General features: G+C 74.1%; 15 protein-coding genes. 5 read left to right on the plus strand and 10 right to left on the minus strand.

Going from position 1 to position 16,105, the window contains the following annotated elements; all coding sequences use genetic code 11:
• Window positions 1-41: 41 nt before the first annotated feature.
• Window positions 42-3,161: a phosphocholine-specific phospholipase C gene (locus ACWEMJ_RS06470; protein ID WP_452135832.1), complete on the minus strand. Its 3,120-nt coding sequence runs from the start codon at window positions 3,159-3,161 to the stop codon at window positions 42-44.
• A 232-nt stretch (window positions 3,162-3,393) separates the two neighbouring features.
• On the opposite strand from ACWEMJ_RS06470, the gene ACWEMJ_RS06475 reads away from it, so the two are divergent.
• The gene (locus ACWEMJ_RS06475; protein ID WP_452135833.1) at window positions 3,394-4,089 is read left to right on the plus strand and encodes a GNAT family N-acetyltransferase; all 696 of its coding nucleotides are present in this window, start codon (window positions 3,394-3,396) and stop codon (window positions 4,087-4,089) included.
• An 81-nt stretch (window positions 4,090-4,170) separates the two neighbouring features.
• Here ACWEMJ_RS06475 and ACWEMJ_RS06480 read toward each other — a convergent pair whose 3' ends face one another.
• Both ACWEMJ_RS06480 and ACWEMJ_RS06485 read right to left on the minus strand, forming a co-directional pair.
• A complete protein-coding gene (locus ACWEMJ_RS06480; RefSeq protein WP_452135834.1) occupies window positions 4,171-4,362 on the minus strand; it encodes a DUF5999 family protein in 192 nt (63 codons plus the stop codon).
• Between the two features lie 330 nt (window positions 4,363-4,692).
• On the minus strand, window positions 4,693-5,373 hold the full coding sequence (locus tag ACWEMJ_RS06485) for a hypothetical protein (protein WP_452135835.1): 681 nt from the start codon (window positions 5,371-5,373) through the stop codon (window positions 4,693-4,695).
• A 362-nt stretch (window positions 5,374-5,735) separates the two neighbouring features.
• Here ACWEMJ_RS06485 and ACWEMJ_RS06490 point away from each other — a divergent pair, with 362 nt between their 5' ends.
• The 3 genes from ACWEMJ_RS06490 to ACWEMJ_RS06500 all read left to right on the plus strand — a co-directional run bounded on the left by ACWEMJ_RS06490 (window position 5,736) and on the right by ACWEMJ_RS06500 (window position 8,526).
• On the plus strand, window positions 5,736-7,235 hold the full coding sequence (locus ACWEMJ_RS06490) for a glutamate--cysteine ligase (RefSeq protein ID WP_452135836.1): 1,500 nt from the start codon (window positions 5,736-5,738) through the stop codon (window positions 7,233-7,235).
• Between the two features lie 109 nt (window positions 7,236-7,344).
• The gene (locus ACWEMJ_RS06495) at window positions 7,345-8,133 is read left to right on the plus strand and encodes a CPBP family intramembrane glutamic endopeptidase (protein ID WP_452135837.1); all 789 of its coding nucleotides are present in this window, start codon (window positions 7,345-7,347) and stop codon (window positions 8,131-8,133) included.
• A gap of 81 nt (window positions 8,134-8,214) precedes the next feature.
• Window positions 8,215-8,526 carry a hypothetical protein gene (locus ACWEMJ_RS06500; protein ID WP_452135838.1) on the plus strand — a complete coding sequence of 104 codons (312 nt, stop codon included), beginning with the start codon at window positions 8,215-8,217 and terminating at the stop codon, window positions 8,524-8,526.
• Here the strand turns inward: ACWEMJ_RS06500 and ACWEMJ_RS06505 are convergent.
• From ACWEMJ_RS06505 to ACWEMJ_RS06535, 7 genes are all read right to left on the minus strand, one after another.
• The gene (locus ACWEMJ_RS06505; RefSeq protein ID WP_452135839.1) at window positions 8,507-9,025 is read right to left on the minus strand and encodes an HAD domain-containing protein; all 519 of its coding nucleotides are present in this window, start codon (window positions 9,023-9,025) and stop codon (window positions 8,507-8,509) included. The two genes, ACWEMJ_RS06500 and ACWEMJ_RS06505, sit on opposite strands and share 20 nt — an antisense overlap.
• Before the next feature lie 79 nt (window positions 9,026-9,104).
• Entirely contained in the window at window positions 9,105-10,361 is a 1,257-nt protein-coding gene (locus ACWEMJ_RS06510; protein ID WP_452135840.1) for an MFS transporter, read from the minus strand.
• Between the two features lie 43 nt (window positions 10,362-10,404).
• A complete protein-coding gene (locus tag ACWEMJ_RS06515) occupies window positions 10,405-10,926 on the minus strand; it encodes a GNAT family N-acetyltransferase (protein ID WP_452135841.1) in 522 nt (173 codons plus the stop codon).
• Between the two features lie 47 nt (window positions 10,927-10,973).
• On the minus strand, window positions 10,974-11,669 hold the full coding sequence (locus ACWEMJ_RS06520; RefSeq protein ID WP_452135842.1) for a dienelactone hydrolase family protein: 696 nt from the start codon (window positions 11,667-11,669) through the stop codon (window positions 10,974-10,976).
• Window positions 11,670-11,780: 111 nt separating this feature from the next.
• Window positions 11,781-13,142, minus strand: coding sequence for a sugar porter family MFS transporter (locus ACWEMJ_RS06525; RefSeq protein WP_452135843.1), 1,362 nt, complete (start codon window positions 13,140-13,142; stop codon window positions 11,781-11,783).
• Between the two features lie 189 nt (window positions 13,143-13,331).
• Entirely contained in the window at window positions 13,332-13,964 is a 633-nt protein-coding gene (locus ACWEMJ_RS06530; RefSeq protein WP_452135844.1) for an FMN-binding negative transcriptional regulator, read from the minus strand.
• The gene (locus ACWEMJ_RS06535; protein WP_452135845.1) at window positions 13,958-14,623 is read right to left on the minus strand and encodes a pyridoxamine 5'-phosphate oxidase family protein; all 666 of its coding nucleotides are present in this window, start codon (window positions 14,621-14,623) and stop codon (window positions 13,958-13,960) included. Before ACWEMJ_RS06535 ends, ACWEMJ_RS06530 begins: the two co-directional genes overlap by 7 nt.
• 35 nt (window positions 14,624-14,658) lie before the next feature.
• On the opposite strand from ACWEMJ_RS06535, the gene ACWEMJ_RS06540 reads away from it, so the two are divergent.
• Window positions 14,659-16,002 carry an aminotransferase class I/II-fold pyridoxal phosphate-dependent enzyme gene (locus ACWEMJ_RS06540; protein WP_452135846.1) on the plus strand — a complete coding sequence of 448 codons (1,344 nt, stop codon included), beginning with the start codon at window positions 14,659-14,661 and terminating at the stop codon, window positions 16,000-16,002.
• The last annotated feature ends 103 nt before the right edge of the window (window positions 16,003-16,105 follow it).

Genomic DNA, 16,105 nt, shown 5'->3' on the forward strand with positions numbered 1-16,105 from the left:
GTGCCGGGCCCCGCGGTCGGCGGGGCCCGGCACGGGGCGGGTCAGCCGGTGATCGGGCGGGTGTCGAGGCGGACGTGGTCGACGGCCCAGTACCAGTTGTTGCCCGCGTCGTACATGCGGAACTTGAGAGTCACCGTCCGCGCGCCGGCGGGGACGGCGAACTGGCGGGTGACGAAGGTGTTCTGGGCGTCCTTGCCGGCGTTGTCGTTGCCGGTGGTGTCGCTGCTGTAGCTGAGCAGGCGGGTCTCGGCGCCGGTGTCGAAGACGGCGGTGACGGACGCCTTCTGGGGGGCCTCCTGGCGGTAGTGGGAGTCGAAGCCGAGGTACAGGGTGGTGGCTCCGGCGGGGACGGCGACGGCGGGGGAGACCAGGGTGGAGTCGAACTTGCCCTTGGCGGCGGGGGATCCGGTGTCGTCCCAGTCGTCAGGGTCGGCGACGGCGAGGATGCCGAGGCCGCGGGTGAAGTTGCCGCGGTCCTGCCCGGCGGGGGTGGACCATTCGCGCTTGGTGTGGAAGGTCCAGCCCTGGAGCCGGGCGGTGCCCTGCGGCATGCCGGGCGCGTTGACCACGGACCAGCCGGCGGGGGCCTTCGCGGTCCAGCCGAGCACGCCCGAGACGGCGGTCAGCTCGGGGGCCAGCGACTCGAAGTCCTCGCCGAGCAGGAAGCCGGCCATCGACGGGGCGGTGCGCGCCGCGACCTCGCCGTCGGCGACGGCGTACCGGTCGCCGGCGGCGGCCCGCGCGGTGACCAGCAGCCGGCTGGTGCCGGTCGCGGCGAGCGTCGCGGGCACCGCGACCTCCCACTCGGCCTCGACGACCGTACCGGCGGCAGCGGTGGAAGCAGGCGCGGTGATCACCTTCGCGGCGGGCCAGCCGGCCGGCAGCACCGGCGCGGCCTCCAGCGCGGTGAGGTCGGCGGTGGCGGTGAACCGGGCCTTGAGCCGGGCGGGCCGGCCGGGCAGCAGCAGCGGTTCGTCGATGGTCGCGGACGCGGAGCCCAGCGTGACGTCGACGGCCAGCGGGTCGGCCAGGCCGATCGCCGGGTCGGTGTACCCGACTGCCTGGTGCGGCAGCCGGCCCGCGCGGCGGAAGCGGTAGCGGGCGTCGTCCCGGGCGGTGACCACCACGTCGTACCAACCCTCCTTGCCCACCGGCAGGTTGACGACCGCGGACTCGCCCGCGCCGAGCCGCACCTCGCGCTGCCCGCCGCCGTAGGCCAGGTCGCCGATGGTCATCACCCGGCTGACGCCGGTGCGGTTGGCGACCTCGACGGCCAACTGCCAGCCGCCCCCGCCGTCCTCGGAGACGGACGCCTCGTAGGAGCCGGCCGCGTCGCCGCGCAGGTGCCACAGCGCGCCGTTCGGGCCGTGCAGGCGCAGGTCGTAGCCGTCCGCGCCGATCTGCCAGCTGTCGGACAGCTTGCCCTTGACGCCCACGGTGTAGTGCCGGGGCGCGGCGCCGGGCTCCGGGTAGGCGGCGATCACGGCGCCCTGCCGGCCGGGATTGGCCAGGTCGAGGGTGAGCTGCCCCTTGCGGACGCGGGCCTTGACCTGCAGGTGGTAGGGGACGGGCCGGGCGGTGCGGGTGCCGCGGGCCTGCTGCGGGAAGTGCTGCGGCTTGGGGACGGTCGGCGCGGGCAGCTTGCCGGTGTCGGTGACCTTCTGCCGGTTGCCGGAGGTGTCCGGCAGCGTCGGCCAGGCCGGGTCCTGCCCGGAGAAGTCGAACAGGTTGGTGAGGTCGCCGGTGACCGCCCGCCGCCACGGCGAGATGTTCGGCTCGGCGACGCCGAAGCGCTTCTCCAGCAGCCGGATCACCGAGGTGTGGTCGTACACCGTCGAGTCGACCACGCCGCCGCGGGTCCACGGCGAGACCACCACCATCGGCACCCGCACGCCCAGGCCCATCGGGAACGGCCCGGCCACCAGGCTCTCCCCGGCGGGCAGCGTCGCCGACCAGCCCAGGCTGCCGTCCGCGTTCCTGACCCGGTAGCGGCCGTCCAGCCCGACCACCCGGTGGTACGTGGAGCCGCCCTTGGCGACCCGGACCACCACCTCGCCGTCCACCGGGACGGTGGAGGCGCCGCACCCGGCGGCCAGCGGCGGCACCGGCGGCAGCAGGTGGTCGAAGAAGCCGCCGTGCTCGTCGTAGTTGAGGATGAACACGGTCTTCGCCCACACCTCCGGGTTGGCGGCCAGCGCCGCCAGCAGCCGGGCCGTCAGGTGCTCACCGTTCGGGGGCGCGTAGTTGGCGTGCTCGGACAGCGCGGCGGGCGCGATCAGCCAGGACACCTGCGGCAGCTTGTCGGCCCGCACGTCGGCGGCGAACGCCTCCACCAGGGCGTCGCCCATCGCGAACGGGTCGTTCTTCTTCGCCGGGTCGCCGACCTGCCGCAGGCCGCGCTCGTACAGCGGCGAACCGGGCTTGGCCTGGATGAAGTTGGTGAACCAGGCCAGCGCGTTGTCGTCGAAGTTGTCCAGCGCCTGGTACGTCTGCCAGCTGACCCCGGCGCGCTCCAGCCGCTCCGCGTAGGTGGTCCACTCGAACCCGGCGGCGGGCTCGGAGTTGTCGGTCATCGGCAGGTCGCGGACGGTGCCGCCGCTGGTGCCCGACATCAGGTGCTCGCGGTTGGTGTTGGTGTTGCACTGCACCGAGGCGTAGTACGCGTCGCAGGTGGTGAACACCGAGGCCAGCGCGTGGTAGAAGGGCATATCGGCGCTCTCGTAGTACCCCTGGCCGAGCCAGCCGGACGAGCGCCGGGTCACCGAGCCGTCCGCCCGGCCGTCGTTCCAGGCGCTCATCGAGTCGCCGTAGCCGAACGAGGGCGCGCCCTGCTGGTAGGCGCTGGTGTGCGCGGCGTTCATCGGGAACGGCAGCAGGTGGCCCTCGGGCCGGGACGGGTCGGGCTGGTGGAAGACCGAGCGGCCGTTGACCCCGCGCACCGCGGCGCGGTCGCCGAAGCCGCGCACTCCGGGCAGGGTGCCGAAGTAGTGGTCGAACGCCCGGTTCTCCTGCATGAAGATCACCACGTGCTGGATGTCCTCCAGCCGGCCCGGGCGGGCGGGGGCGGCCAGCGCCTGACGGACGCTCAGCGGCAGCGCGGACAGCACGGCCGCGGCGGCGGCACCGCCCAGCAGGGTACGGCGCGACAGTTCGGGACTCATCGGGGGCTCCTCGTACACGGTGCCGGGCTTCGCTCACCCGGCCGCGACCATTCCTAGGCCGCCCAGGTGGACTGGACCGGTGCGGCGGATGGCCGACGGATGACGCACACGGCAACCTGTACAGACATCTCGCCCCGGCAGGAGGATGATCGGAAAACCCGTGACGACCCGGGCCGCGCATCGGTAATATCCCTAACCGTCCATCAGTCCTTACCGAACGCGGAGCGCCCCCATGCCCGACGACCCGACCGTCCCCCACCTCGTCCGGTCCTGGCTCAGCGGCTGGACGGCCTCCCGGGGCGCCGCCGACCCCCGGCCCGAACCCTGGGGCTGGACGATCGACGTCGGCCAACCCCGCCACCCCTGGCGGCACGTGCTGCCCGCCCCCACCGAGCCCGACGTCCGCGAACTCACCGCGGGCACCACCGTCCCGTGGACCTGGCTCAAGCTGTTCGACGCGGACGAACGCGCCCTGCCGTGGATCGGGCCCGGCTGGCACGTGGACGTCCCCGGCCACCTGATGAGCTGTCGGCTGCGCCCCGAGACCCCGGCCGCGGTGCCCGGCTACCGGATCACCAGCTGGAGCCGGGGCGGCGTGATCCGCGCGATGGTGCGCACCGCCGACGGCGCGTTCGCCGCCCGGGGACAGATCGGCCTCGGGGCGGGCACGGAACCCGGCGGGCCGCCGCTCGCCGTCGCCGACCAGATCGAGACCGCCCCCGAGCACCGCCGCCGCGGCCTTGGCACCCTGCTGATGCGCACCCTGCAGAGCGAGGCGCACGCGGCCGGCGCCCGCACCGGCCTGCTGGTCGGCACCACCCAGGGGCGCGCCCTCTACACCGCCCTCGGCTGGCAGTGGCACGCCCCGATGCTCAGCCTCTGGTACGACCCGTCCACGCCGGACGACCTCCCCGTCGGGGGCTCCTGACGGTGCGCCGGGAACGCCGACGCCCGCCGGGAGGGCGCACTCCGGGCGGGCGGTGATCGGCGAAAAAGCGGGAGACCGCGTTCAGGCGGCGATCAGCAGGGTGCGGCGCGGGGCGATCACGCTTCCGTCCGGCAGCAGCTCGCCGGTGTCGTCGAACAGCAGCACCCCGTTGCAGAGCAGGCTCCAGCCCTGCTCGGGGTGGCGGGCGACCGCTTCGGCCGCCTCACGGTCCGGCGACTCGGCGGACGGACAGTCGGTTCGGTGCTGGCACATCGTTGTACCTCGCTTCGCTCGGGATTCGCGCCGCCGAACGGTCACCCCCCTGGGCGCCGACCTGCCGGCGGAAACTTTCTCGCCGCAACAGGTGTGAAACGGCGTCAGCCGGGTAGGACGTGTGGTCTTCCTCCCGACCGACAACAAGTGTCCGACTCTCCGGGCGCTCCCGCAGGCATTTGGTGACATGCGCCACAGAAGATCCGGCGAGATCACCCTACCGGGCGGCGGGCGGCGCGTTTCGCGCCCGGACGGGCCATCCCGGAGCGATCCGATCGGATCAGTCCGGGATGGCCCGTCCGGGTGGTGCGGGGGCCCGTCCGGGTGGTGTCAGCCGATCAGCGCGGTCGGCCGGGCCGCCGGGGCGTGCGCCAGCCGGGCCAGCAGCTCCGCCGCGGACAGCACCTGATGGGCCGCCACTCCGACGGGCGCGGGCGCCAGCGGGATCAGCAGGTCCTCGCCGGGCAGCGCGCTGTGCAGCCACAGCACCGACGCGTAGTGCTCCGGCAGCGACAGCAGCCGCGGCTCGTAGCGCGCGGGGGAGGGGTGCACCAGCTGCCAGGCCTGCCGCAGCGCCCGCACCGTGGAGTCCAGGAAGGGCCCGGCGGCCAGGTGCGAGAACACCGGCCCGTCCGCGCCGGCGGCGACCTCGGCGGCGGCCACCACCTGCTCCAGCCCGTCCTCGGAGAACTCGCCGGTGGCCAGCGGCCGCTGCTCCCGGGCCGGGAGCGCCCCGCCCGCGCCGTCGCAGTCGCCGTGCGGGCACCCGGACGGCGCCGCCTGCGCCGGGCAGGCGCGCAGCAGGAACCGCCAACCGACGCACTCCGCCCCGGCCAGTCGGCGCTCGGGCCCGCGCAGGGCGTGCACGGGCAGCGCGAGCAGCGGCTCCGGGCGGCCGGCGCTATGGCGGAGCACGGCCGTCGCCGACGGCGGCAGGGCCGCCCCGGGCGCGAGGGCCGAGCGTACGGCGTCCAGAGCGCCGACCGGGGGCTGGGACAGGTGCAGCGTCATGGTGAGTCGCCTCTCCGTTCGAGATCGGCGTACTGCGGCATACCGGCATGGCGTCGACATTGACGGGGTCTGGCCGTGTCCGGTTGGGCAAGAGCGCCGAAGGGGTGGGCGGGTCGTCGACGAGTCCCTCGACAGTGGGGGTTTCTCGGACGGCCCTGACCTGGCCTGAGCGGCGTGCGAATTCTACTCGAACAAGTGCGCAGGGTGACCTTCATATCACGTTCCGTTGTGCCGCGCAAGCGGGTTTGAACTGACGATGCGTCAGAAACCTTGCGCCGTTCGGCGGTTCGCGTCCGGGGCTAGAAATCTTCGCGCGGGGCATGATGCACAGGCACTGTCGACCGAGGGGAGGGAAGGCACCCGTGGGCGAGAAAGTCGTGGCGACCCGGGCGGAGCTGGCCGACCGGCAGCAGTACCGCCGCAAGCTCCAGTCCTGTCTGGACGTGCTGGGGCGGATGCTCAGCGAGGAACGGTTCGACCGCCCCAAGGCGATGATGGGCCTGGAGATCGAGATCAACCTGGCCGACGAGCAGGGCGGCCCGATGCTCGGCAACGAGCAGGTGCTGGACGCGATCTCTTCTACCGACTTCCAGACCGAGCTCGGCCGCTTCAACATCGAGCTCAACGTCGCCGCCCGCCGCCTGGGCGGGCACGTCTTCGAGGACCTGCGCGAGGAACTCGGCACCGCCCTGCGCTACGCCGACCACCGGGCCGCCCAGGCCGGCGGCCGCCTCGTCATGGTCGGCATCCTGCCGACCCTGGACCTGGCGCACGCCGGGCTGGACGCGATGTCCAGCAACGACCGCTACACCCTGCTCAGCGACCAGATCCTGGCCGCCCGCGGCGAGGACATCGCGCTCGACATCGAGGGCGTCGAGCGGCTGACCATCGACTCGGTGTCGATGGTCGCCGAGGCCGCCGCCACCTCCCTGCAACTGCACCTGCAGGTCACTCCCGCCCGGTTCGCCTCGGTGTGGAACGCCGCCCAGTCGATCTGCGGCGTCCAGCTCGCCCTCGGCGCGAACTCGCCGTTCCTGTTCGGCCGCGAGCTGTGGCGCGAGACCCGACCGGTGCTCTTCCAGCAGGCCTGCGACACCCGGACGGCCGAGCTCAAGGCGCAGGGGGTCCGGCCGATCACCTGGTTCGGGGAGCGCTGGGTCGACTCCGTCTACGACCTGTTCGAGGAGAACCTGCGGTACTTCCCGGCGCTGCTGCCGATCTGCGAGGACGAGGACCCGGTCAAGGTGCTGGCCTCCGGCGGCGCGCCCCGGCTCGGCGAGATGCGCCTGCACAACGGCGTCATCTACCGCTGGAACCGCCCGATCTACGACGTCGCCGACGGCGTCGCGCACCTGCGGGTGGAGAACCGCTGCCTGCCCGCCGGCCCCACCGTCGCCGACATCCTCGCCAACGCCGCCTTCTACTACGGCCTGGTGCGGGTGCTGGCCGAGCAGCCCCGTCCGATCTGGACCAGGCTGCCGTTCGAGAAGGCCGACGAGAACTTCCGCAGCGGCGCCCGCCACGGCATCGACGCCGTCCAGTGGTGGCCCCGCTCCGGGCGCGGCGCCCGCGGCCTGGTCCAACTGCCCGCCACCGACCTGGTGCTGAACGAACTGCTGCCGCTCGCCCACCAGGGCCTGGACCGCTGGGGCATCGCCGCCCGCGACCGCGACCACTACCTCGGCATCATCGAGCAGCGCTGCCTGCGCCGCACCAACGGCGCCGCCTGGCAGGCCGCCGTCGTGCACCGCCTGCGCGAACGCCACGGCCTTGACCCGAACGCCGCGATCGCCGCCATGACCCGCCGCTACATCGAGGGCATGCGCAGCGGCGAGCCCGTGCACACCTGGCCGGTGGACTGACCGCAGGCCCGCCCCCAGGGGTCCAGGAACGTCTCATCGTCCTGTGAAAGGATGATCGGCCCGGAGCCGCCGCAGGAGCTCCGGGCCGCATCCGCCCTCGGGGAGACCAGTGACCACCGCCTCGGCCGAGCCCGCCACCACCCAGACCCCCTCGCGCCGGCTGCTCGCCGTCGAACTGCTCGTCGTCCTCGGGCTCTCGCTCGGCGCGAGCGGCGTCTCCGCGCTGATCAGCTTCATCGGCTCGCTCACCGAACCCGTCGGCCTCGGCCAGCAGGTCGCCACCCTCAACGCCTCCCGCGCCCCCGGCCGGCCCTGGCTCGACCTCGCCTGGCAGCTGTACGCCGTCGCCCGCGGCCTGATGCCGGTCGCCCTGGTCGGCTACCTGCTGGTCCGCGAAGGCGCCTCGCTGCGCACCATCGGCTTCGACCTGCGCCACAAACTCCCCGACCTCGGCCGGGGCGCGCTGCTCGCCGCGGCCATCGGCGGCTCGGGGCTGGCGCTCTACCTCGGCGCGCAGGCCGCCGGCTTCAACCTGACGGTGGCGCCCTCCGGCCTGCCCGAGGTGTGGTGGCGCATCCCCGTGCTGGTCGCCGCCGCCTGGCAGAACGCCATCCTCGAAGAGGTCGTGGTGGTCGGCTACCTGGTGCGCCGGCTGCACCAGATCGGCTGGTCGTGGCCCGCGATCATCACCGCCAGCGCGGTGCTGCGCGGCTCGTACCACCTGTACCAGGGCATCGGCGGGCTGGTCGGCAACATGGTGATGGGCGTGGTGTTCTGCCTGCTGTACCGCCGCTGGCGCCGGGTCGGCCCGCTGGTCGCCGCGCACGCCCTGATCGACACCGTCGCCTTCGTCGGCTACGCGCTGCTGGCCGGGCACGTCGACTGGCTGCCGTCCTGACCGAAACCGCCCGACGGCTGGCCGGTCGGCGATAGGCTGGCGGTCGGCGGTGCGCCGAGGAGTCGGGGGAGCGGGAGCGGCATGGGCGGGGAGCAGGACTGGCACGGCGACCGCGACCGGGAGCGCGTCCGCCGGATCGCGGACGCGCTGCACAAGCTCACCGGGCACCGGCCGACGCAGGACACCCGCAAGGGCGTCACCAAGATCAGCCTTCAGGTGGTCGACCGCCCCGACCGCGCCCAGACCCAGGCGGTGCTGCGGGTGCTGGGGTACGGCGACCGCTTCGGGCACAGCCGCACCGCCCGCTGGGAACGGGTCTGGGTCGAGGTGGGCGAGCCCCGGCCCGCGCGCCCGGAGGCCGAGTCGGCGCCGCTCAGCCCGCCCACCGGTTGAGCCAGTTCTGCGTCGGGGGCCGGCGCAGCAGCCGGTCCACGTGCTCGCGCCGCAGGCCCTGCGCCGGGTCGATCGGCATCAGCAGCCGGTCCGGGCGCAGCAGGCTGCGGCGCACCAGCCGGGACGGGATCAGGTCGTCCACCCAGGCGAACGGGCGGCCCTCGGCGTAGCGCAGCAGCGGCGCCCACTTGAAGGCCGAGAACAGCTCCATCAGCGGCACCCGCGGGTCGCCGGGCTGCGGCACGTAGCCGCTGAACTTCACCACCGGCAGCTCCGGCAGGCCCAGCAGCGGGGCGATGTACCGATTCGCCTCGAACTCCCAGGTGGTCGCCCACACCAGGTCGTAGTGGTCGGCCAGTTCGCGCAGCCACTCGCCGTGGCGCGGGGACAACAGCACCGAATAGCCCAGCAGCGTATGGGAGTCGAAGTCCTCGTCGGGGTGCGGGAACACCGGGTTCAGCACCCCGTCGACGTCAACGTACAGCAGCGGCTTGCCCATGCGGATTCCTCACCGGGTCGTGGCCAGTTGCCCGCACGGACGCATTCCGGGCCCCGCGGGTTGCACCGGGCGCCCGCTGTCACCCGGACGGGGCAGGCTCCGGTTGCGGCCTGTTGCCGCGCGCCTCCGGCACCTTGCGTTCCAACTGCCGCACCTCGGGCACCAGGAGCACCGCCGCGGCCAGGCCCAGGCAGGTCAGCGCGCACGCCCACAGCGCGCCGGAGCGGCCCAGCGCGTTCGCCACCGGCCCGGCCAGCGCGGTGCCCGCGGGCATCAGCGCGAAGGACCCGAAGGCGTCGTACGCGGAGATCCGCGACAGCAGTTCCTCCGGGATCTCCTGGCGGAGCGCCACCAGCCAGCCCACCACGAACACCGTGACGCCGACGCCGGACAGGAACATCGCCACCACGACGGGCGCCAGCGGCAGTTCGAGCGCCAGCGCCAGGGCGGGCAGGCCGAACAGGAACACGCCGCCGTTGCCGACCAGCAGCACCCGGCGCGGCTGCCAGCGCGCCATCAGCACCGCGCTCGCCACCATGCCGACGCTGAGCGCGGCCATCGCGGTGCCCCACGCCCCGGCGCCGCCCATCCGGTCGTCGGCGACCACCGGCCCGTACACCGTCTCCACGGCCAGCACGCAGGCGTTGATCAGCGAGAACTGCACGACGATCGCCCACAGCCAGCGGCGCGAGACGAACTCCCGCCAGCCGACCCGCAGTTCGTGCACCAGGCTGGGGCCGCTCGCGCGCTTCCCGCCGACCTGCTCCAGGCCGGCCCGCATCAGCGCGGCCACCGCGAAGCAGGCCGCGTCCACCGCCAGCACCCAGCCCGGGCCGGACACGGCGGCCAGCAGGCCGCCGAGCGCGGCGCCGGCGATCTGCGCGCCGTTCATGCCCATCTTGAACACCGAGATCGCCTTCGAGGCGTGCTCGGCGGGCACCGCCTGGAGGATCACGCCCTCCGCCGCCGGGGTGTAGAACGCCTGGCCCGCGCCGCCGGCGGCGGCGAGCACCAGCAGCGCCCACAGCGGCGGATGCCCGATCAGCACCAGCGCGGCCAGCGCCGCCTGCGAGACGGCGTTGAACGCGTTGGCGCTCACCATCACCACGTGGCGCGGCCACCGGTCGGCGACCGCGCCGCCGAGCAGCATCAGCACCACCAGCGGCACCGTCCGCGCCGCCGTCACGTAGCCCACCTCGGCGGTGCCCCAGCCCGCCTCCAGCACCGCGAACGCGGTGGCGATCGGCGCGGCGGCGTTGCCCAGCCCGCTCACCACCGTCGCGGCGGTCTGGATCCGATAGTTGCGGCCGGCCCAGGCCGGGTAGCTGATTCGCACCGGCCGACGATCGCCCGTCAACACCCGCCCTGTCCACCGAATTTCAGCGCGTCCATTCCTCGGCGAGCATCCCCAGCACCACCTCGTCGACGAACCGGCCGGTCACCCAGGCCGCACCGCGCATCGTCCCCTCGACGTGGAACCCGGCCCGCTCGGCGGCGCCGATCATCGCGGTGTTGTCCGCGAGCGTGTCCACCTGGAGGCGGTGCAGTCCGCACACCTCGAAGCCGTACCGGCACAGCACCCGCACCACGTCCGTCCCCAGGCCGCGCCAGCGCATCGCGGGCCGCAGCGACAGGCCGAGGTGCGCGGAGCGGTGGTGGGTGTCGACGCCCCACAGCACGGCCGCGCCGGCGAGTTCGCCGCCCGCGCGCTCCACTGCCGAGAACACCGCCGCGTTCTCGGGCCCGGGCCCCTGGAACGGCGAGGCCTCGACGGGCAGCGGCCGCCAGGGCCGCCCGTCGGTCCGGGCGCGGGTGGCGACGTCCTCGTACAACTCCCCGTGCAGCACCGCGACATCGCTCTCCTGCCGGGCCCGCAGCAGGACCTTCTCCCCGATCAGCATCCACCACAGCTACCACCCGGAAGCCGGCCCGGGCCAGTGGTTCGCGCTCAACCCAGGTGCGCCCACAGGAAGGTGAGGGTGCGGCGCCAGGCGATGGCGGCCTGGAGGGGGTCGTAGCTGCTGGGGGTCTTCTCGTCGTTCATGAAGGCGTGGCCGGCCGGGTAGAAGTGGATCTCCGGGCGGCGGTCGGTGGCCTCGCCGATGCGGATGGCGGCCTCGTCGACCACGGCGACGGGCAGCGAGGCGTCCTGCTCGCCGAAGTGGCCCAGGACGTGGGCGGTCAGGCCCCGGTAGTCGTACTCGGGGTCGGCGGGCAGGCCGTAGAACGGGACGACGGCGGCGACCCGGTCGCCCTCGTGGGCGGCGAGCCGCAGGGCGAGGCCGCCGCCCATGCAGAAGCCGACCACGCCGATCGCGTCGCCGACCGAGCCGGGGTGCGCCAGCAGGTAGGACACGGCCGCGGTGAGCTCCTCGGCGACCCGCGCGGCGGGCAGTTCGCGCTTCATCCGGGCCGCCGCCTCCGCGTCGTGGGTGACGGTGCCGCCGTACAGGTCGGGCGCCAGGGCGAGGAAGCCCTCGGCGGCGAGCCGGTCGGTGAGTTCGGCGATGTGCCGGGTCAGCCCCCACCACTCCTGGATCACCAGGACTCCGGGGCCCACCCCGGCGGGCGGCGCCGCCAGGTAGCCGTGCACGGTCCGGCCCAAGTGGCCGGCGAAGCTGACGTTCTGGCGGGCAGCGCCCATGGCCTCTCCGTCGGGGTGGCCGCGCGCGGCGGCGGGCAGGCAGGTTCGACTGGCACTCTAGGCCCGGACCCGCGTCCGCCGCCCGCACGGTGACGGTGTGTCAGTGACTGTTCAGCCCATCTCTTCCAGCGCTTTGCCCTTGGTCTCCGAGATGCAGAAGGCCACGAACGGGATCGACAGCAGCGCGAAGCAGGCGTAGATCACGTACGTCGCGGACAGGTTCCAGTCGGACAGCGTGGGGAAGGAGACGGTGATCGCCCAGTTGGCGATCCACTGCGCGGACGCGGCGACCGACAGGGCGAGCGCCCGGATCGCGTTCGGGAACATCTCGCCGAGCAGCACCCACACCACCACGCCCCAGGAGAACGCGAAGCACAGCACGAAGACGTGCGCGGCGACCAGCGCCACCACCGCGTGGGTGTCGTCGAGGGTGGCGGTGTCGCCGGTGCCGTGCCGGTAGGAGAACGCCCAGGCGGCCAGCGCCAGCGCGACCGCCATGCCGGCGGAGCCCGCCAGGGCCAGCGGCTTGCGGCCGATCCGGTCCACCAGCGCCATCGCGATCACCGTGCCGATGACGTTGATGATCGAGGTGGACAGCGACAGCAGCAGCGAGTCGGACTCCTTGATGCCGACCGACTGCCACAGGAACGACGAGTAGTAGAAGATCACGTTGATGCCGACGAACTGCTGGAACACCGAGGCGCCGATGCCGACCCAGACGATCGGCAGCAGCCCGAACCGGCCGCCGAGCAGGTCCGACAGCCGCGGCTTGCGCCGGGTCTCCAGCACCCGACGGATCTCCGCCACCCGGGCGTCCAGGTCGACGTTCGGGCCCTCGACCTCCACCAGCACCTTGCGGGCCTGCTCCTCGCGCCGGTCCGCGATCAGGTAGCGCGGCGACTCGGGGATGGCCAGCGCCATCAGCCCGTACACCAGGGCGGGCACCGCCTCCACGCCGAGCATCCACTGCCAGGCCTGGACGCCCCCCAGATGGTTGGTGGACTCGCCGCCCGCCGCCTGGTTGAGCGCCCAGTTGGCGAGCTGCGAGACCGTGATGCCGAGCACGATCGCCATCTGCTGGAACGAGGCGAGCCGCCCCCGGTAGGCGGTCGGCGCGACCTCGGCGATGTAGGTCGGGGCGATCACCGAGGCGATGCCGATCGCGATGCCGCCGACCACCCGCCACACCCCCAGCACCTGGATGCTGGGCGGGAACATCGAGCCGACGCCGCTGATCGCGAACAGCGTCGCGGCCATCAGCATGGTCCGCACCCGGCCCAGGTGGTCGGCCAGCCAGCCGGCGACCACCGCGCCGGCCGCCGAGCCGAGCAGCGCGATCGCCACCACGAACGCGGTCTCGCCGTTGCCGACGCCGAAGTGCTTCTGGATGCCGGTGACCGCGCCGTTGATCACCGCGCTGTCGTAGCCGAACAGGAAGCCGCCCATCGCGGCAGCGGCGGAGATGAACACCACATGGCCGAGGTGCTCGTCCCGGACGGCGGAGGAGTGGGTAGCCAGTGCTCTCTCCCTACGTGACGATCCGTCCGGTTACGGGCGGAAATATCCGGAGGTAATTCGACCAGCGGCTACCCCGTGACGCGGCCTCGACACGCCCGGAACCGACGAAGCGTCACGGCCCGGACGCCCGGAACCGGCGAGGCGTCACGGCTCCAGGCGCCTGGCGCGCCGCCGCAGCAGCTGCGCCCGGGCCGCCGCGTCCTGCGGGTTGCCGCCCGCCGCGTGCCGCTCGGCGAGGCGCTCGGCGATGTCCCCCTGCATCTCGACCGGCTTCTTGTCGTCGTACTTGAACTTCGCCCGCACCCGGCGCACCGTCAGCCGCAGTCCGCGCAGGCCGGTCAGCACCCCGCCGTACGGCGCCGCCCCGACCGTCACGCGGTCCTCGGCGTTCTCCGGCTGGAAGTGCGCCAGCTGCCGGTTGAGGATCTCCGCCTTGCCGGCCGGGTCGTCCACCACCTCGGCCGTGCAGGCGAACTGCACCGAGGCGTAGTAGCTGGTCGGCGTGTACGGCGCGCCGCGCCAGCGGCCCGGGGCGAAGGCGTAGTCGTCGGTGACCGCCAGCGTCACGTGCGGATCGGCGCGGACCGCCGCCAGCAGCGGGTTGGGGGCGGCCAGGTGCAGCAGGATCTCGCCGGCCCCGGCGTCCAGCAGGAAGTGCGTGGGCACCAGGACGGGGCCCTCGGGGCCGTTGGCGGCCAGCGTGCCGAAGTCCCGCCCGGCGGCCAGCCACTCGCGCCACTCCTGCTCCGAGCCCCGGTCCCAGCCGCGGATCAGCATGCCGGGCCCGCCAGGTAGCCGGGCAGCTCGGCGGTCGAGTGCGCGGCGGGCTCCGGCGCGCCGTACACCGGGGCGACCGGCACCACGCCCGCCCAGTACGGCAGGCCGAGATCCTCCTCCTCGTCCTCGACGCCGCCGGTGCGGGTCTTCGCCGACACCTGGTCCAGCTCCAGCCGGATCACCGCCGTCGCCGCCAGCTCCCTGGCGTTGCCCGGCCGGCAGTCCGCGGCGCGGCCCGGCACCGCCTGCTCGACGATCGCGTCCAGCGCGACGCGCAGCTCCTCGGGGTCGGTGACCTGGTGCGCGGTGCCGTGCGCCACCACCGAGCGGTAGTTGACGGAGTGGTTGAACGCCGACTTCGCCAGCACCAGGCCGTCCAGGTGCGTCACCGTCACGCACACCGGGAGGCCCTGCTCGGCGCGGGCGTCGCGCAGCGGGCGGCTGCCGGTGGAGCCGTGGATGTACAGCCGGTCGCCGACCCGCGCGTACAGGGTGGGCAGCACCACCGGCGCGCCGTCCCGGACGAAGCCCAGGTGGCACAGGTAGCCGGCGTCGAGGATCGCGTGCACCGCCGCGCGGTCCCAGGAGGCCCGGTGCTTGTCCCTGGTGGGCGTGGTGAGATCGTTCCGGGTGTAGGCGTCCTTCGGCGTGTCCGGCATGACAGCCCCCTATGTACTAGTGCATAATCATGTTTGTGCTAGGAGAATATCGGATCACGGGTCGGCGGGCCAGCGAGATCGCCGCCGACGTCGAACGCGCCGTCGCCGACGGCCGGTTGGCGCCCGGAGCCGCCCTGCCGCCACTGCGCGACCTGGCCGGCGAACTCGGCGTCAACCCCAACACCGTCGCCGCCGCCTACCGCCTGCTGCGCGAACGCGGCGTCATCGAGACCGCCGGGCGCCGCGGCAGCCGCATCCGACCCCGCCCCGCCACCACCCCCCGCGACGAGGCCCGCCTGCCCGTCCCGCCCGGCGCCCGCGACCTGTCCGCCGGCAACCCCGACCCCGCGCTGCTGCCGCCCCTCGGCCCCGCCCTGGCCGCAGCCGCCGCCGGACCTGTCGTCATGTACGGCCACGGCGTCGCCGAACCCGAACTCCTCGACGGCTTCCGCGCCGAATTCCGCGCCGACGGCGCACCCGAGGGCGAACTCGCCGTCTGCTCCGGCGCGTTGGACACCATCGGCCGCGTCCTCGCCGCCACCCTGCGCACCGGCGACACCGTCGCCGTCGAGGACCCGGGCTGGGGCAGCCTGCTCGACCTGGCCCCCGCCCTCGGCCTGCGCACCATCGGCGTCGCCGTCGACGACCAGGGCCCGCTCCCCGACGCCGTCGCCGCCGCCCTCGACGCCGGCGCCCGCGCCCTGGTCGTCACCAGCCGCGCCCAGAACCCCACCGGCGCCGCCCTCACCCCCGCCCGCGCCGCCGCGCTGCGCACCGTCCTCGCCGCCCGGCCCGAGACCGTGCTGATCGAGGACGACCACGGGCACGGCATGGTCGACCAGCCCTTCCAGTCGCTCGCCTCCGACGGGCGCGGCGGCACCACCGTCGGCCGCTGGGCGCTGGTCCGCTCCGCCGCCAAGGCCCTCGGGCCCGACCTGCGGGTCGCCGTGTTCATCGGCGACGCGGACACCGTCGCCCGGGTGCTCGGCCGCCAGCGGCTGGACGTCGGCTGGGTCAGCCACCTGCTGCAGCGCGCCGTCGTCGAGCTGCGCCGCACCGACGCCGCGCCCGCCGCGAGCGTCGCCGCCGCGTACCGCTCGCGGCGCGACGCGCTGCTCAATGCGCTGGCCGCGCACGGCGTCCGGGCCCACGGCGCGAGCGGGGTCAACGTGTGGGTGCCCGTCCCCGACGAGACCGCCGCCGTCGCCGCCCTCCTCCACCACGGCTGGGTGGTCGCCCCCGGCTCCCGCTTCCGCCTCGCCTCCCCGCCCGCCGTCCGGATCTCCATCGCCACCCTCCACCCCACCGACGCCCCGGCCCTCGCCGCCGCCGTCGCCGCCGCCCTGCACAGTCCGGGGCAGGGCTCCCGGGTGACGTGAGAGCCGCCTGCGGCGGGCGGCGGGGCCGGTTGAGGTGGCCGCTCCGTGCGGTCGCGTCGGGCTGTATCCGTACGTGCTGTGACGAAGCCCCCGGCCGGGGTGG

This window comes from Kitasatospora sp. NPDC004531 (assembly GCF_053602195.1).